We start from the raw sequence: 14205 nt of genomic DNA, 5'->3' as shown, positions 1-14205 counted from the left end.
GGCCTGCACCGAAGCGAAGCCGCTTAACAATTTACGCGCTGGCTCTTGCGGCGGCGCGCCGTGGCGGGCAGAGGGAGACTGTTTTTCGAACCGGTCGCCTATGAAACTGCTCGCCATCGACTGTGCCGCCGATCTCTGCGCCGCTTGCGTCTATGACGCATCGGGCGGCAGAGAGCTCGGCCGCTCGGTACTCGATCTCGGCAAAGGCCACGCCGAACACCTGATGGCTGTCATTGACGAAGCGTTGAAAGCGGACGGCACCGATTATGCCGGCCTTGGCGCCGTTGCGGTCTCCATCGGTCCGGGTTCCTTCACCGGCCTGCGGGTGGGCGTCTCGGCGGCGCGCGGCCTGGCGCTGGCGCTGAAGATCCCGGCGATCGGGGTAACGACACTGGAGGCGCTGGCGGCCGAGGCGAGGGCGGCATTTCCCGGCCGCCCGATCCTGGCCGCTCTCGATGCAGGCCGCGAGGAGATCCATGCCGCGTTTTACGACGCAGATACGATTTTGCGCTATGGTCCGGCGGTGACCACACTTGCGCAAGCCGCGGGAATGGCGGCGGACAATCGTCCGGTGCTTGCCGGCACGGCCGCCGTGCAGATCGCAGCCGCGGCCGGTCGCGATTTCGATATCGGCCCGACGGCTGCCACCGCCGACATTGCCGTCTACGCCCGGCTCGCCGCTGCAAAAGGCGAGGGCGACAAGCCGAAGCCACTCTATCTGCGCGGCGCCGATGCCAAGCCGCAGGCCGGGTTCATCCTGTTGAGGCAGAAACGGTAATGCGCATCCCTTTCCTCCAGCCGCGCCGCAGGGACTATGCGCTCGAGCCGCTGACCATCGCCGACAGCCCGGCAGCGTCGGTGCTGCATCGCGAGGATTTCGTCCGGCCCTGGACCGATGGCGAATTCGCCGCGTTGCTCGAACAGGAAACCGTGTTCGGCTATGCCGCGCGCGAAATCGGCCAGGGCGCCAAGCCGCCGGTCGGCTTCGTGCTGGCCAGGCTTGCAGCCGGCGAGGGCGAAATTCTGACCGTGGCGGTGGCGCGCTCGCATCGCCGCCAGGGGCTCGGCTGGCAGTTGATGGACGCGGTACTGCGCGAATTGCATGCGCAGCGCGCCGAGGCGCTGTTCCTTGAGGTCGACGAGACCAATGTCGCTGCCATCGCCCTCTACCGGCGGCTGGGCTTCCGACAAGTCGGCCACCGCGCCAATTATTACCGCTCGACCGAACATGGTCCTACCGGCGCGCTTGTCATGCGCCGCGATCTTCGCTAGCCAAAGTTTTGGGGCAGGGCCAAGCTGCATGATCGGAAAAATCAGGATTTTCCTGGCGCTGAGCCTCGTTGTCGTCGGTTCGCTGGTCCTTGTGCCCTTGCAGCTGCTGTCGATGAAGACCGGAATCTGGCGCGAGACGGTCATTCTGAAGGTCTGGCACAGCCTCATCGTCCGGACGCTCGGCCTGCGCATCCATGTCAAAGGCGCACTGTCCAGCCAGCGCCCGCTGCTGGTCGCCTCGAACCATATCTCCTGGACCGACATCATGGTGCTGGGCTCCTTTGCCGATGTGACCTTCATCGCCAGGGCGGACATGGAGGGATGGCCGCTGATCGGCTGGCTGTCGAAACTGCAGCGTACGGTCTTCATCGAACGCGAGCGCAAGCGGACAGCTGGCGACCAGGCCAGCGAGATCGCCAGCCGCATGGCCAAGGGCGACGCCATGGTGCTGTTTGCCGAGGGCTCTACCGGCGACGGCAACACCATCCTGCCGTTCAAGAGCACCTTGTTCGGCGCCGCCTCGATGGCGATTTCGGAAGGCGCGGCCGAGCAGGTCTTCATCCAGCCGCTGGCGATTGCCTACACGCGGGTGCACGGCGTGCCCCTCGGCCGCCGCCACCGGCCGCTCGCTGCCTGGATCGGCGATCAGGACCTGGTGCCGCATCTCAAGGTGCTGATGGCCGAAGGCGCCATTGACGTCGAGGTGCATTTCGGCGAGCCAATCGCCTTTTCCAAGGGCTCGAACCGCAAGGAAACGTCGAGGCTGATGGAAAGCAAGGTGCGCGCCATGATGCAGGCCGCGCTCGCCGATCCCCGACCGAGCCGCTAGCGCAGGCCGGGCGCCTACAGGCCGATGCCCGAGAATCGTCTGTTTTTTGTCACGGAAAGGCGTTAGAAGCCGCCGGATGGATTTGAACACGATAGAGCGGAACGAAACCGACAGCGCCTCGCAAAGCGCGGCTGCGGCGTCCGCCCCGGCCAAAAAGGTCTTCGTCAAGACCTATGGCTGCCAGATGAATGTCTATGACTCACAGCGCATGACCGATGCGCTGGCCGCCGACGGCTACACCGCGACCGATGTCATCGCCGACGCCGATCTGGTGCTGCTCAACACCTGCCATATCAGGGAGAAGGCGGCGGAAAAGGTCTATTCCGAGCTCGGCCGCATCCGCGACATGAAGGCTGAACGCGCAGCAGTTGGGCGCGAAATGCTGATCGGCGTCGCCGGTTGCGTCGCGCAGGCCGAAGGCGCGGAAATCATCCGCCGTTCGCCTGCTGTCGATCTGGTCATCGGCCCGCAGACCTATCACCGGCTGCCCGATGTGCTGGCCCGGGTGCGCGGCGGCGAGAAGATCGTCGAGACCGAATACGCCATCGAGGACAAGTTCGAGCATCTGCCGCAGCCGAAGCGTGCCGAAATGATCAAGCGCGGCGTCAGCGCCTTCCTCACCGTGCAGGAAGGCTGCGACAAATTCTGCACCTTCTGCGTCGTGCCCTATACCAGGGGCTCGGAAGTGTCGCGCCCGGTGGCGCAGATCGTCGCCGAAGCCGAGCGGCTGGCCGATGCCGGTGTGCGCGAGGTGACGCTGCTGGGGCAGAACGTCAATGCATGGCACGGCAAGGGTGAGGATGGCAAGGAATGGGGGCTTGGTCGCCTGCTGTTCCGGCTGGCCGAAATTCCCGGCCTGGCGCGACTGCGCTACACCACTAGCCATCCGCGCGACATGGACGACGAATTGATCGCTGCCCATCGCGATCTCCCGGCTTTGATGCCTTATCTGCACCTGCCGGTGCAATCCGGGTCAGACCGCATCCTCAAGGCGATGAACCGCAGGCACACGGCCAAGGACTATCTGGCGCTGCTCGAGCGCATCCGCGCTGCACGCGGCGACATCGCGCTGTCCGGTGACTTCATCGTCGGCTTCCCCGGCGAAACTGACGCCGATTTCGAGGCGACGATGGATCTGGTGGGCCAGGTGAACTACGCCTCGGCCTTCTCGTTCAAATATTCGCCGCGTCCCGGCACGCCGGGCGCCGATATGCCCGATCACGTGCCGGAAGCGGTCAAGGATGAACGTTTGCAACAGCTGCAGGCATTGTTGCTCAAGCAGCAGCAGGATTTCGGCCTTGGCCTGGTCGGCAGCACCATCGACACGCTGATCGAGAAGCCCGGCCGTCAGGCCGGCCAGAAGGTCGGCCGCTCGCCCTGGCTGCAGCCGGTTATTGTTGATGAAAAGGCCGGCGAAATCGGTGACATTATCCGGGTGCGAATCACGAAGACGGGCTACAATAGCCTGTTCGCCGAGTTGGCTTGATGGCCTCGGCAGATGAGGAGAGACGGTTGAGCGCTGCTGAAGTGAAGACTCTGCCCCAGAACCAGACATCCGGGGCCTCTGACATGGCGCACATCGTTCTGACTTTCGACAACAACAAGCTTGCCAGCGCCCTGTACGGCCAGTTCGACGAGAATTTGGCCCGGCTTGAGCAGAAGCTCGGCGTCGACATCCGCTCGCGCGGCAACCAGTTGACCATCAAGGGCTCGGCCTCGGCGGCCGAACAGGCGCGCCGCGCACTCGACAATCTCTACGGCATTCTCCAGAAGGGCACCGACATTGGCCAGTCCGACGTCGATGGCGCCGTGCGCATGGCGATTGCCGCCGACGACCAGCTGACGCTGCCGACGCTTGAACGCAAGGGCAAGGTTTCGGCCGCCCAGATCTCCACCCGCAAGAAGACGATCTATGCCCGTTCGCTCAACCAGGACGCCTATATGCGGGCACTGGAGCGTTCGGAACTTGTCTTCGGCATTGGCCCGGCCGGCACCGGCAAGACCTATCTGGCGGTGGCGCATGCGGCGATGCTGCTCGAACGCGGCATGGTCGAGCGCATCATCCTGTCACGGCCGGCGGTCGAGGCCGGCGAGCGGCTGGGTTTTCTGCCCGGCGATATGAAGGAAAAGGTCGATCCGTATCTGCGGCCGCTCTATGACGCGCTTTACGACATGATGCCGGCCGACAAGGTCGAGCGCGCCATTGCCGCCGAGGTCATCGAGATCGCGCCGCTGGCCTTCATGCGCGGCCGCACGCTGGCGCATGCCGCCGTCATCCTCGACGAGGCGCAGAACACCACGCCGATGCAGATGAAGATGTTTTTGACCCGCCTCGGCGAGAATTCGCGCATGATCGTCACCGGCGATCCGACGCAGATCGATCTGCCTCCAAGCACCAAGTCGGGCCTCGTCGAAGCCTTGCGTGTCCTTGACGGCGTGGCGGGCGCGGTAACCGTGCGCTTCAACGATGTCGACGTTGTGCGCCACCCGCTGGTGGCCGAAATCGTCAGGGCCTATGACCGCGACGCCAAGCTGGCGCGCGGCCTCGGCGCCGAGAGCTGATGTGACGATGCGGGCTCATGCCTGAAGACATAAGACCTGGCGGCGGGGATAGTTCGGTTCCCGTCGAGATCGATATGTCGGTCGAGGCCGGCGACTGGCCCGATGAGGCGGCGCTGACGCGTCTGGTCGATCGCGCCGTGTCGGCTGCCTTTGCCGAAACCGCTGCTGCCGGTCCTTCCGAACTCAGCATCGTCTTTTCCGACGATGCCCATATCCGTACCCTCAATGCCGGCTGGCGCGGCAAGGACAAGGCGACCAACGTCTTGTCTTTCCCGGCTTTTCCGTTCCCCAGGGGTGGCAAGCTGCCGCCGATGCTGGGTGACATCGTGCTCGCCGCCGAGACGGTGGCGCGCGAAGCAGCCCTGGAAGACAAGCCCTTCGAGAACCATATCACCCATCTCGTCATCCACGGCCTGCTGCATTTACTGGGCTACGACCACGAGACCGATGCAGAGGCCGAGGAGATGGAAGCCATCGAGCGCTCAACGCTCGCAAGGCTTGCCATTCCCGATCCCTACACGTAATGACAAAAGACCAATTGACCGGACGACGATGAACGACAAACCAGAAACTGCCGCCCGCCCCGAGGCTGGCAGTGCGACAAAGCCTTCCGATACGACGGAAGAGGGATCGAGTCCGAGTCCCAGTTCCGGCAGCCCCGCTTCTGGTAGTATTGCCAGCGAGCCATCGCCTGCCGGTCCGTCCCTGTTCGACCGCGTCTTGGGCCTTTTCAGGCAGCGGAACGGCACCAGCCTGCGCGAGGAAATCGCCGGCGCGCTTGCCGAAACGACCAGCGATGCCGGGTCTTTCTCGCCCGGCGAACGCGCCATGCTCAACAACATATTGCGCCTGCGCGAGGTACGCGTCGAGGACGTCATGGTGCCGCGCGCCGATATTGAGGCCGTCGAGATCACCACGACGTTGGGCGATCTGCTCGGTCTGTTCGAGCAGTCCGGCCATTCCCGCATGCCGGTCTATTCCGAGACGCTCGACGATCCGCGCGGCATGGTTCACATCCGCGACGTGCTGGCCCACATCACCAAGGTCGCCCGGGTCAAGAAGGGCAGAACATCCAGGAAGACGCCGGCAACGACGCTTCTCGACCTCGCCCAGGTCGATCTCGGCCGCACCATCGGCGACCTCAATCTGATCCGCCCGGTGCTGTTCGTGCCGCCCTCGATGCTTGCCTCCGACCTGATGGGCCATATGCAGACGACGCGAACCCAGATGGCGCTGGTCATCGACGAATATGGCGGCACCGATGGTCTCGCCTCGCTGGAAGACATCGTCGAGATGGTCGTCGGCGATATCGAGGACGAGCATGACGAGGACGAGCCGCTGATCACCCAGACCGGCGAGGGCGTGTTCGTCGTCGACGGCAAGGCCGAGATCGACGAGGTCGCCAAGATGATCGGCGAGGACTTTACCGCCGGTGAGCATGGTGAATATGTCGACACGATCGGCGGCATGATTTTCAACACGCTCGGTCGCGTGCCCGCGCGTGGTGAGGTTGTGCAAGCCATCCCCGGCTTCGAATTCCACGTGCTCGACGCCGATCCGCGCCGCGTCAAGCGGGTGCGCATCGTCCAGAACCAGAAGGGCGAGCGTCGCCGCCGCGTGACCGCCCCCCGCACCGAGCAGGCCTAGGACAGAACGTTGCCCGGCCGATGACGATCGACGATCCCTTCAAGCACTCAACCTTTGGCTCGGGTGTCTTCTACAAGGACCCGCGAGCCGCATTGAAATGGCTCGAAACGGCCTTCGGCTTCGAGCCGAGCATGGTGGTCAGCGATGCCGACGGACGGCTGGTCCATGCCGAAATGCGTTTTGGCGACGGCTACATCATCGTCGATTCCGAATGGGCCGATCATATTGCCAGTCCGGTAAGCGTCGGCGGCAAGAACACTCAGTCGGTCTGTGTGCGTCTGAAAGACGGCCTGGACGTGCATTGTGAGCGGGCAATGGCGGCTGGAGCCCAAATCGTCGAGGAGCCTGCCGACCATTTCTACGGCGAACGGCAGTATCGGGCGCGCGACCCCGAAGGCCATGTCTGGACCTTCACCCAGACCTTGCGCGCGGTGCCGCGCGAGGAGGCCGAGCACCTGAGCGGGCTAACCATCGAGGGATGGCACCGATAGCGCAGCGATCGGCCGGTTCGCGTTTCAATAAATCTGATAAATCTTGGCTCTTGATTCGCGCGACCTGGGAAGTCTGTATGGAGCGCCTTGCCGGCCGGATAATTCTGCTTTGGGGCTGGCGGCGCGCGCTGGTGGCGTTTCTTGCCGGGGCGCTGGCGGTGCTCGCCCAGGCGCCATACGATTTCTTCGCCGTCTGTTTCGTCTCGTTTCCACTGCTGGTCTGGCTGCTCGACGGCGCCACCGGCGAGGCTTCCGACGGCTGGCTCAGGCGCCTGCGGCCGGCCTTTGCCATTGGCTGGTGGTTCGGCTTCGGCTATTTCCTCGCCGGCCTGTGGTGGATCGGTGAGGCGCTTCTGGTCGAGGCCGACAGTTTCGCCTGGGCCTTACCCTTCGCGGTCGTCGGCATTCCTTTGGCGCTGGCATTTTTCTACGGCTTCGCCACCGTCGTCGCGCGGCTGTTATGGACCAACGACATTGGCCGCATTGCCGCCCTTGCCTTTGCTTTTGGCCTGACGGAATGGCTGCGCGGCTTCCTGTTCACCGGCTTTCCCTGGAATGCCGTCGGTTATGCGGCGATGCCCGTGCCGCTGTTGATGCAAAGCGTGTCGGTGACCGGCATGGTCGGCATGAACGCGCTGGCGGTCTTTGTCTTCGCCATGCCGGCCTTGCTTGCAGCACGCCGGCATGTCCGTCTCGGTGTGGTCCTGCTTGCCATTCTCGTCGCCGCCCATGCCGGCTTCGGCTATGTCAGGCTCGCGACCCCCGAGAAGCCGACAACCCGCACTCTCGATGTCCGTATCGTGCAACCGGATGTCGACCTCAGCGAAAAATGGGACGCCTCGGTGCGCGACCGCATCTTCGCCACGATGATGGGCCTGTCGGCCGCAGCGTCCGATCCCGGTCATGACAAACCGCAACTTATCCTGTGGCCGGAGACCTCGGTACCGTTCCTGTTCACCGAGCGTCCGGACGCGCTGACCGCGCTCGGCGACATGCTGCAGCCTGGTCAGATGCTGATTGCCGGCGTCGTGCGCGAGGAGCGCGGATCGGGGGCGGATGCCGACAGCCGCTACTACAATTCGGTGGTGGCGATCGATGACAAGGGCGAAATCGCTGATGCCGTCGACAAGGTCCATCTGGTGCCGTTCGGCGAGTATCTGCCGTTTTCCGGTCTGCTCAGCCGCTTCGGCATCGGACAACTCGTCGCCGGGCCGATGAATTTCGCCGCCGGCAACGAACGCCATCCGATCGCTTTGCCCGGCGGCATCAGCGCCTTGCCGTTTATTTGCTACGAGGTGATCTTTCCTGATCTTGTGGCTGTTCACGCAACGTCATCCCAGCTTATTGTAAACGTCACCAACGACGCATGGTTCGGCGACACGCCTGGGCCGTACCAGCATTTCAGGCAGGCTCAGATTCGCGCGGTGGAAAACGGATTGCCGCTGTTGCGCGCCGCCAACAACGGCATTTCCGCCGTTGTCGATACGCGGGGACGCATCGTCGACGCATTGGCGGTCGATGCACGTGGCGCCATCGACGTGCGGGTGCCGATCTCCGGCCAAGCCTTCATCTCCGCCGCGGGGCGGCGCATTAACGGAATGCTGATCATGTTGGTGTTTGCCGCAATCGCCCTCAGCTTGAACGTAAGGCAACGGCTACGGGTGAATTGACAGTCGACACATTAGAAACTCATACTGTTACCGCCTAATTTTCTCGAAGTCGGTTGGTGTTTCTGTTGGGGCAGTTGGCTCCGGCTTCGTTTGGGCGAGAAAAATAGAAAAGGCCGGAAAAATTCGGCGAGGAAAAAATGACAGAAGAAAACAAGAAGAAACCGAATCCGATCGACATCCATGTCGGAAGTCGCGTCCGCCTTCGGCGCAATATGCTTGGAATGAGCCAGGAAAAGCTTGGTGAAAATCTCGGTATTACGTTTCAGCAGATCCAAAAATATGAAAAAGGAACGAACCGCGTCGGCGCCAGCCGTCTGCAGGCAATAGCCTCGATACTCAGCGTGCCTGTCGCCTTCTTTTTCGAGGATGCGCCAGGGCAGGAGCCGGTGGGTAATAGAGGATTTGCCGAGGACACTTCGATGGCTTTCGCCGTCGAATTCTGCGGCAGTCCGGAAGGGCTTCAGCTCAACCGCGCGTTCGTCAAGATCGCGGATGTGAAGGTGCGCCGCCGGATTATCGACCTTGTGAAGTCCCTTTCTGCCGAAGATGCCGAGTGATTCGGTGGGTCGATTGACCCATTGGCCCCAGTAATCCCCCGGGCCCGAGTAGCCCAGAGGCTCGACTGCCGGCGGTGCCAAGCCGCCGGTGGTACAAGATATATTGCTGCGGCACTCATGCCAGAACCGCGGCACCGCTTGACGAGCGGCGCCCGGCACCGTTAACACGTGGCGCGCCAAAATCGGCAGTCCTGCCGATCGTTTTTTCAAGAGGGGACACCCGTGACGCGGCAGAACTACTTCTTCACCTCGGAATCCGTGGCCGAGGGTCATCCCGACAAAGTCTGTGACCGCATCTCGGACGAGATCGTCGATCTGGTCTATCGCGAGGCCAAGAAGACCGGCATGGACCCATGGAAAGTCCGGGTCGCCTGCGAGACGCTCGCAACCACCAACCGCGTCGTCATCGCCGGCGAAGTAAGGGTTCCCGATACTCTGCTGAAGCGGGACAAAGCCGGCAACATGCTCAAGGACGCCGCCGGGCATTCGGTCGTCAACCCGGCCAAGTTCAAGTCGGTCGCCCGCAAGGCGATCCGCGAAATCGGCTACGAGCAGGCCGGCTTCCACTGGAAGACGGCAAAGATCGAGGTTCTGCTGCACGGCCAGTCGCCCGACATCGGCCAGGGAGTCGACAACGCCGCCGACCGCCAGGGCGAAGAGGGTGCCGGCGACCAGGGCATCATGTTCGGCTATGCCTGCCGCGAGACCCCGGACCTGATGCCGGCGCCGATCTATTACAGCCACAAGATTCTCGAACTGCTCGCCGCTGCCCGTCACGAAAACAACGGCGAAGCCGGCAAGCTCGGACCCGACGCCAAGAGCCAGGTCACCGTTCGCTATGTCGATGGCAAAGCCGCCGAAGCGACGCAGATCGTGCTGTCGACGCAGCATCTCGACGCGACCTGGGATTCCAAGAAGGTCCGCAAGGTCGTTGAGCCTTACATCCGTGAGGCGCTCGGCGACCTCAAGATCGCCGACGATTGCATGTGGTACATCAACCCGACGGGCAAGTTCGTCATCGGTGGACCGGACGGCGACGCCGGCCTGACCGGCCGCAAGATCATCGTCGACACCTACGGTGGTGCTGCCCCGCACGGCGGCGGCGCCTTCTCCGGCAAGGACACCACCAAGGTCGACCGCTCCGCCGCCTATGCGGCGCGCTATCTCGCCAAAAATGTAGTGGCGGCCAAGCTCGCCGACCGCTGCACCATCCAGCTGTCCTACGCCATCGGCGTTGCCCAGCCGCTGTCGGTCTATGTCGACCTGCACGGCACTGGCAAGGTCGACGAGGCCAAGCTCGAGGAAGCGCTGCGCACGGTGATGGATTTGTCGCCATCCGGCATCCGCAGGCATCTCGACCTCAACAAGCCGATCTACGCAAAGACCTCGTCCTACGGCCATTTCGGCCGCAAGGCCGGCCGAGACGGGTCCTTCTCCTGGGAAAAGACCGATCTGGCCAAGGCGCTCAAGGACGCGATCGCTGCTTAGGCATGATTCGAAAAAGTGGGTACCGGTTTTTTGGAAAAGATCGTGCTCCAACAAAGGATTAGATTGAGATGAGATTTCAGCCAAATCTCATCTCAATCCCAAATCTCATCTCAATCTAAGCGCGGCGCGCGACCAGGCCATGGATCCACAGGACAGGCGGAGCCGCGCGACCGAAGGGTTCTTCGGCCGCCGGCACGGCAAGACCATTCGCCCGCAGCAGGCGGCGGCGCTGGAAAGCGGTCTTGGGGCCTATGGCCTCGACCTCTCCGTCCAGGCGCCGGCAGAATTGCGCGCGCTATTCTCAGCGGATGTTTCAACGGTTCGGCTGGAAATCGGCTTCGGCGGCGGTGAGCATCTGCTGCACCGTGCCACGGAGGCACCGGCGACCGGCTTCATCGGTGTCGAGCCGTTCGTCAACGGCATGGCCAAGCTGATGATGGCGGTGCGGGAAAAGCCGCTTGCCAATCTTCGCGTTTATGATGACGACGCCACGCGCCTGCTCGATTGGTTGCCGCAGGCGTCGCTCGACGGCATCGATCTGCTCTACCCCGATCCCTGGCCGAAGAAAAAGCACTGGAAGCGGCGTTTCGTCAGCCCGCTCAACCTCGATCGGTTCGCGCGCGTGCTGAAGCCGGGCGGAAAATTCCGCTTCGCATCCGACATCGACACCTATGTGAACTGGACCTTGTTGCACTGTCGGGCGCATGGCGCGCTCCTCTGGCAGGCGCAAGGTGGGGCCGACTGGCATCGGCCCTATGAAGGCTGGCCGGGCACACGCTACGAGGCGAAAGCCATTCGCGAGGGCCGACGGCCGGCCTATCTCACCTTCATCAGAAAATAGTTCGATGCGGGAAAGTGTCCCGCATCAACAGCCGGTCTGGCTTCAGAAACGGCCGATCTTGCCGAAAGCGGTCGGGTCCATGCCGAGCCGGCGCAGATCGTTGGCGCGCGGCTTGCGGCCGGCTTCGACGGCCCGCGAGGCGGCAACGGCGCTGCCGAACAGGGCAAAGGCGTCGCCTATGGCGGAAAACACGGTACGGTTGCTCATTGTCTTGACCTTTCGCGCGCCACCGCGCGCTCATCTTTGATTTGTGCAGTGCAACATAGATAGGGATGTGAAATCCGGGATCACAGGGCCGTTACCGCATAGCCGGCATGCGCCGCGCGCAATCCTGCCAGCCGTCCCCGGCTGCACTCTGCCCGGCCCGTCAACAGACTTGAAACACCGGCCGGGATCGTCTATATCAGCCTCAAATTCTTGGTCGGTATGACGAAGAGTGGGTCCACCCGGTCCCGCTCTTTTTTATTACCTGCCGGTCAGCCATCAGCAAAGAGATGGTTCGGGACGACGATCATCCTGATCCAGAGAACGACAGGAACCGCATGACTGCAACGGCAAGCGAAGCCGACGACCGCATCATCCGCGAAAGCGGTATCGATGCGCGCATCGCGCTGATCGTTCAGCCGGTGTTGCGAGGCATTGGCTTCCGCCTCGTGCGGGTGCATCTGTCGGGCCAGAACGGCCTGACGCTGCAGATCATGGCCGAACGCGAGGACGGCACCATGACCGTCGAGGATTGCGAAGAGGTCAGCCGCGCTGTGTCGCCGGCGCTCGACGTCGATGACCCGATCGAGAAGGCCTATCATCTCGAAGTGTCGTCGCCGGGCATCGACCGGCCGCTGGTACGCAAGTCGGATTTCGTCACCTGGACCGGCCATCTGGTGAAGATGGAAACCTCGGTGCCGGTCGCCGACCGCAAGCGCTTCAAGGGCAAGATCGCCGAAGCCGGCGAAGACGACATGCTGCTCGAGCGCGACAAGGCCGCCTACGGCGAAGAGCCGACGGTTCGCATTCCTTATGACGCGATCGCCGATGTGCGGCTGATCCTCACCGACGACCTTATTCGCGATGCCCTTTCGAAGGACAACCGGGAACGCAAGGAAGCCAAGAAACGCCGCGGCGAAGCTGATGATGCACCCGAAGGTGCTGAAGGCGGCGCGGAAGACGAAATCGAACAGGAACTATGATGAGCGGCCGGGCCTAAAAGCTCGGCAACAAGCTCGGGAGAAATAAGATGGTTGTAAGCGCCAACAGACTTGAACTGCTGCAGATCGCCGACGCGGTGGCGCGTGAAAAGTCGATCGACAAGTCGATCGTCATTGCCGCCATGGCTGATGCGATCCAGAAGGCCGCGCGCTCGCGCTACGGCCAGGAAACCAACATCCGCGCCGACATCAACGCCAACACCGGCGAGATGAAGCTGCAGCGGCTGATGGAAGTGGTCGAGAAGGTCGACGACTACGCCACCCAGATCGCCATTTCCTCGGCCCGCGAGCGCAATCCGGACGCCCAGCTTGGCGACTTCATCGCCGAACAGCTGCCGCCAATGGATTTCGGCCGCATCGCCGCCCAGTCAGCCAAGCAGGTCATCGTGCAGAAAGTGCGCGAGGCCGAGCGCGACCGCCAGTATGACGAATACAAGGACCGCATCGGCGAGATCGTCAACGGCACCGTCAAGCGCGTCGAATATGGCAACGTCATCGTCGATCTCGGCCGTGGCGAGGCGATTATCCGCCGCGACGAGCTGATCCCGCGCGAAAACTACAAGTACGGCGACCGCGTCCGCGCCTATGTCTACGACGTGCGCCGCGAACAGCGCGGCCCGCAGATATTCCTGTCGCGCACCCATCCGCAGTTCATGGCCAAGCTCTTCACCATGGAAGTGCCGGAAATCTATGACGGCATCATCGAGATCAAGTCGGTCGCCCGCGACCCAGGCTCGCGCGCTAAGATCGCCGTCATTTCGCGTGACTCGTCGATCGATCCGGTCGGCGCCTGCGTCGGTATGCGCGGCAGCCGCGTCCAGGCCGTGGTCGGCGAATTGCAGGGCGAAAAGATCGACATCATTCCGTGGTCGCCTTCGGCCGCCTCCTTCATCGTCAACGCGCTGCAGCCGGCGGAAGTCGCCAAGGTGGTGCTCGACGAGGATGCCGAGCGCATCGAAGTGGTGGTTCCCGACGACCAGTTGTCGCTGGCCATCGGCCGTCGCGGCCAGAACGTGCGTCTTGCCTCGCAGCTCACCGGCTGGGACATCGACATCCTGACCGAGGCCGAGGAGTCTGAGCGCCGCCAGAAGGAATTCGTCGAACGCTCGTCGCTGTTCATGGAAGCCCTTGATGTCGACGAGATGGTCGGCCAGGTGTTGGCCTCCGAAGGCTTCACCAGCGTCGAGGAAGTTGCCTACGTCGATTCGGGCGAGATCGCCTCGATCGACGGTTTCGACGAAGACACCGCTTCGGAGATCCAGACCCGCGCCCGCGAATATCTGGAGAAGATCGAAGCCGAGCATGACGACAAGCGCAAGGCGCTGGGCGTCACCGACGAACTGCGCGAGATCCCTGGCGTCACCACCGCCATGATGGTGACGCTCGGCGAGGATGGCGTGAAGACGATCGAGGATTTCGCCGGCTATGCCGCCGACGACCTGACCGGCTGGAAGGAACGCAAGGACGGCGAGACCAAGGTATTCCCGGGTGTGCTCGCCAATCACGGCGTGTCGCGCGCCGACGCCGAGCAGATGGTTCTGGCAGCCCGCCTCAAGGCCGGCTGGATCACCGAAGACGAGCTTGCAGCCGAACAGGTCCCGGCTGACGAAGCCGTTGGTGCGTGAGGTGAAACCGCATCGCAC

Annotated in this window: 15 protein-coding genes; 14 read left to right on the top strand and 1 reads right to left on the bottom strand. The window is 63.1% G+C overall.

The features are described from left to right. Positions 1-100: 100 nt before the first annotated feature. The 12 genes from tsaB to trmB all read left to right on the top strand — a co-directional run bounded on the left by tsaB (position 101) and on the right by trmB (position 11357). On the top strand, positions 101-778 hold the full coding sequence (gene tsaB / locus NLY33_RS01985; RefSeq protein WP_023703487.1) for a tRNA (adenosine(37)-N6)-threonylcarbamoyltransferase complex dimerization subunit type 1 TsaB: 678 nt from the start codon (positions 101-103) through the stop codon (positions 776-778). Continuing rightward, positions 778-1272 (top strand): ribosomal protein S18-alanine N-acetyltransferase, encoded by a 495-nt coding sequence (gene rimI / locus NLY33_RS01980; protein WP_023669542.1) that lies wholly within the window; start codon positions 778-780, stop codon positions 1270-1272. The genes tsaB and rimI overlap by 1 nt, the downstream gene beginning before the upstream one ends. 28 nt (positions 1273-1300) lie before the next feature. Continuing rightward, on the top strand, positions 1301-2101 hold the full coding sequence (olsA, locus tag NLY33_RS01975) for a lyso-ornithine lipid O-acyltransferase (RefSeq protein ID WP_023708183.1): 801 nt from the start codon (positions 1301-1303) through the stop codon (positions 2099-2101). Between the two features lie 76 nt (positions 2102-2177). Beyond that, the gene (gene miaB, locus NLY33_RS01970) at positions 2178-3587 is read left to right on the top strand and encodes a tRNA (N6-isopentenyl adenosine(37)-C2)-methylthiotransferase MiaB (RefSeq protein WP_023703485.1); all 1410 of its coding nucleotides are present in this window, start codon (positions 2178-2180) and stop codon (positions 3585-3587) included. Between the two features lie 83 nt (positions 3588-3670). Further along, on the top strand, positions 3671-4663 hold the full coding sequence (locus NLY33_RS01965; RefSeq protein WP_027049340.1) for a PhoH family protein: 993 nt from the start codon (positions 3671-3673) through the stop codon (positions 4661-4663). Between the two features lie 17 nt (positions 4664-4680). After that, on the top strand, positions 4681-5187 hold the full coding sequence (ybeY, locus tag NLY33_RS01960) for an rRNA maturation RNase YbeY (RefSeq protein ID WP_023703484.1): 507 nt from the start codon (positions 4681-4683) through the stop codon (positions 5185-5187). A gap of 28 nt (positions 5188-5215) precedes the next feature. Next, a complete protein-coding gene (locus NLY33_RS01955) occupies positions 5216-6310 on the top strand; it encodes a hemolysin family protein (protein ID WP_023682011.1) in 1095 nt (364 codons plus the stop codon). Positions 6311-6330: 20 nt separating this feature from the next. Beyond that, positions 6331-6801, top strand: coding sequence for a VOC family protein (locus tag NLY33_RS01950; protein ID WP_023703483.1), 471 nt, complete (start codon positions 6331-6333; stop codon positions 6799-6801). A 77-nt stretch (positions 6802-6878) separates the two neighbouring features. Then, on the top strand, positions 6879-8471 hold the full coding sequence (lnt, locus tag NLY33_RS01945; protein WP_023703482.1) for an apolipoprotein N-acyltransferase: 1593 nt from the start codon (positions 6879-6881) through the stop codon (positions 8469-8471). Between the two features lie 137 nt (positions 8472-8608). Beyond that, positions 8609-9028 carry a helix-turn-helix domain-containing protein gene (locus tag NLY33_RS01940; protein WP_023669550.1) on the top strand — a complete coding sequence of 140 codons (420 nt, stop codon included), beginning with the start codon at positions 8609-8611 and terminating at the stop codon, positions 9026-9028. A gap of 222 nt (positions 9029-9250) precedes the next feature. Beyond that, positions 9251-10516, top strand: a complete 1266-nt coding sequence (metK, locus tag NLY33_RS01935; protein WP_023703481.1) for a methionine adenosyltransferase — start codon at positions 9251-9253, stop codon at positions 10514-10516. A gap of 139 nt (positions 10517-10655) precedes the next feature. Then, positions 10656-11357, top strand: a complete 702-nt coding sequence (gene trmB / locus NLY33_RS01930) for a tRNA (guanine(46)-N(7))-methyltransferase TrmB (protein ID WP_023688742.1) — start codon at positions 10656-10658, stop codon at positions 11355-11357. Between the two features lie 42 nt (positions 11358-11399). Here trmB and NLY33_RS01925 read toward each other — a convergent pair whose 3' ends face one another. Continuing rightward, a complete protein-coding gene (locus tag NLY33_RS01925; RefSeq protein WP_023669553.1) occupies positions 11400-11564 on the bottom strand; it encodes a hypothetical protein in 165 nt (54 codons plus the stop codon). Between the two features lie 335 nt (positions 11565-11899). On the opposite strand from NLY33_RS01925, the gene rimP reads away from it, so the two are divergent. Together rimP and nusA are read left to right on the top strand one after the other, a co-directional pair. Next, complete coding sequence (rimP, locus tag NLY33_RS01920) at positions 11900-12544, top strand: ribosome maturation factor RimP (protein ID WP_023669554.1); 645 nt, start codon at positions 11900-11902, stop codon at positions 12542-12544. Positions 12545-12591: 47 nt separating this feature from the next. Further along, a complete protein-coding gene (gene nusA / locus NLY33_RS01915) occupies positions 12592-14187 on the top strand; it encodes a transcription termination factor NusA (protein ID WP_023669555.1) in 1596 nt (531 codons plus the stop codon). The last annotated feature ends 18 nt before the right edge of the window (positions 14188-14205 follow it).

Origin of the sequence: Mesorhizobium sp. C432A (assembly GCF_030323145.1) — a bacterium.
GTDB lineage: Bacteria > Pseudomonadota > Alphaproteobacteria > Rhizobiales > Rhizobiaceae > Mesorhizobium.
Note: the sequence above shows the minus strand (reverse complement) of the source record. Positions and strands in the feature narration are given on the sequence as shown.

What these genes read in the sequence shown, in the direction of transcription:
- NLY33_RS01950 (WP_023703483.1), top strand. Translation starts at nt 6,331, where the DNA reads ATGACGATCGACGATCCCTTCAAGCACTCAACCTTTGGCTCGGGTGTC.
- nusA (WP_023669555.1), top strand. Translation starts at nt 12,592, where the DNA reads ATGGTTGTAAGCGCCAACAGACTTGAACTGCTGCAGATCGCCGACGCG.
- miaB (WP_023703485.1), top strand. Translation starts at nt 2,178, where the DNA reads ATGGATTTGAACACGATAGAGCGGAACGAAACCGACAGCGCCTCGCAA.
- NLY33_RS01940 (WP_023669550.1), top strand. Translation starts at nt 8,609, where the DNA reads ATGACAGAAGAAAACAAGAAGAAACCGAATCCGATCGACATCCATGTC.
- ybeY (WP_023703484.1), top strand. Translation starts at nt 4,681, where the DNA reads ATGCCTGAAGACATAAGACCTGGCGGCGGGGATAGTTCGGTTCCCGTC.
- NLY33_RS01965 (WP_027049340.1), top strand. Translation starts at nt 3,671, where the DNA reads ATGGCGCACATCGTTCTGACTTTCGACAACAACAAGCTTGCCAGCGCC.
- NLY33_RS01955 (WP_023682011.1), top strand. Translation starts at nt 5,216, where the DNA reads ATGAACGACAAACCAGAAACTGCCGCCCGCCCCGAGGCTGGCAGTGCG.
- tsaB (WP_023703487.1), top strand. Translation starts at nt 101, where the DNA reads ATGAAACTGCTCGCCATCGACTGTGCCGCCGATCTCTGCGCCGCTTGC.
- lnt (WP_023703482.1), top strand. Translation starts at nt 6,879, where the DNA reads ATGGAGCGCCTTGCCGGCCGGATAATTCTGCTTTGGGGCTGGCGGCGC.
- trmB (WP_023688742.1), top strand. Translation starts at nt 10,656, where the DNA reads ATGGATCCACAGGACAGGCGGAGCCGCGCGACCGAAGGGTTCTTCGGC.
- rimI (WP_023669542.1), top strand. Translation starts at nt 778, where the DNA reads ATGCGCATCCCTTTCCTCCAGCCGCGCCGCAGGGACTATGCGCTCGAG.
- NLY33_RS01925 (WP_023669553.1), bottom strand. Translation starts at nt 11,564, where the DNA reads ATGAGCAACCGTACCGTGTTTTCCGCCATAGGCGACGCCTTTGCCCTG.
- rimP (WP_023669554.1), top strand. Translation starts at nt 11,900, where the DNA reads ATGACTGCAACGGCAAGCGAAGCCGACGACCGCATCATCCGCGAAAGC.
- olsA (WP_023708183.1), top strand. Translation starts at nt 1,301, where the DNA reads ATGATCGGAAAAATCAGGATTTTCCTGGCGCTGAGCCTCGTTGTCGTC.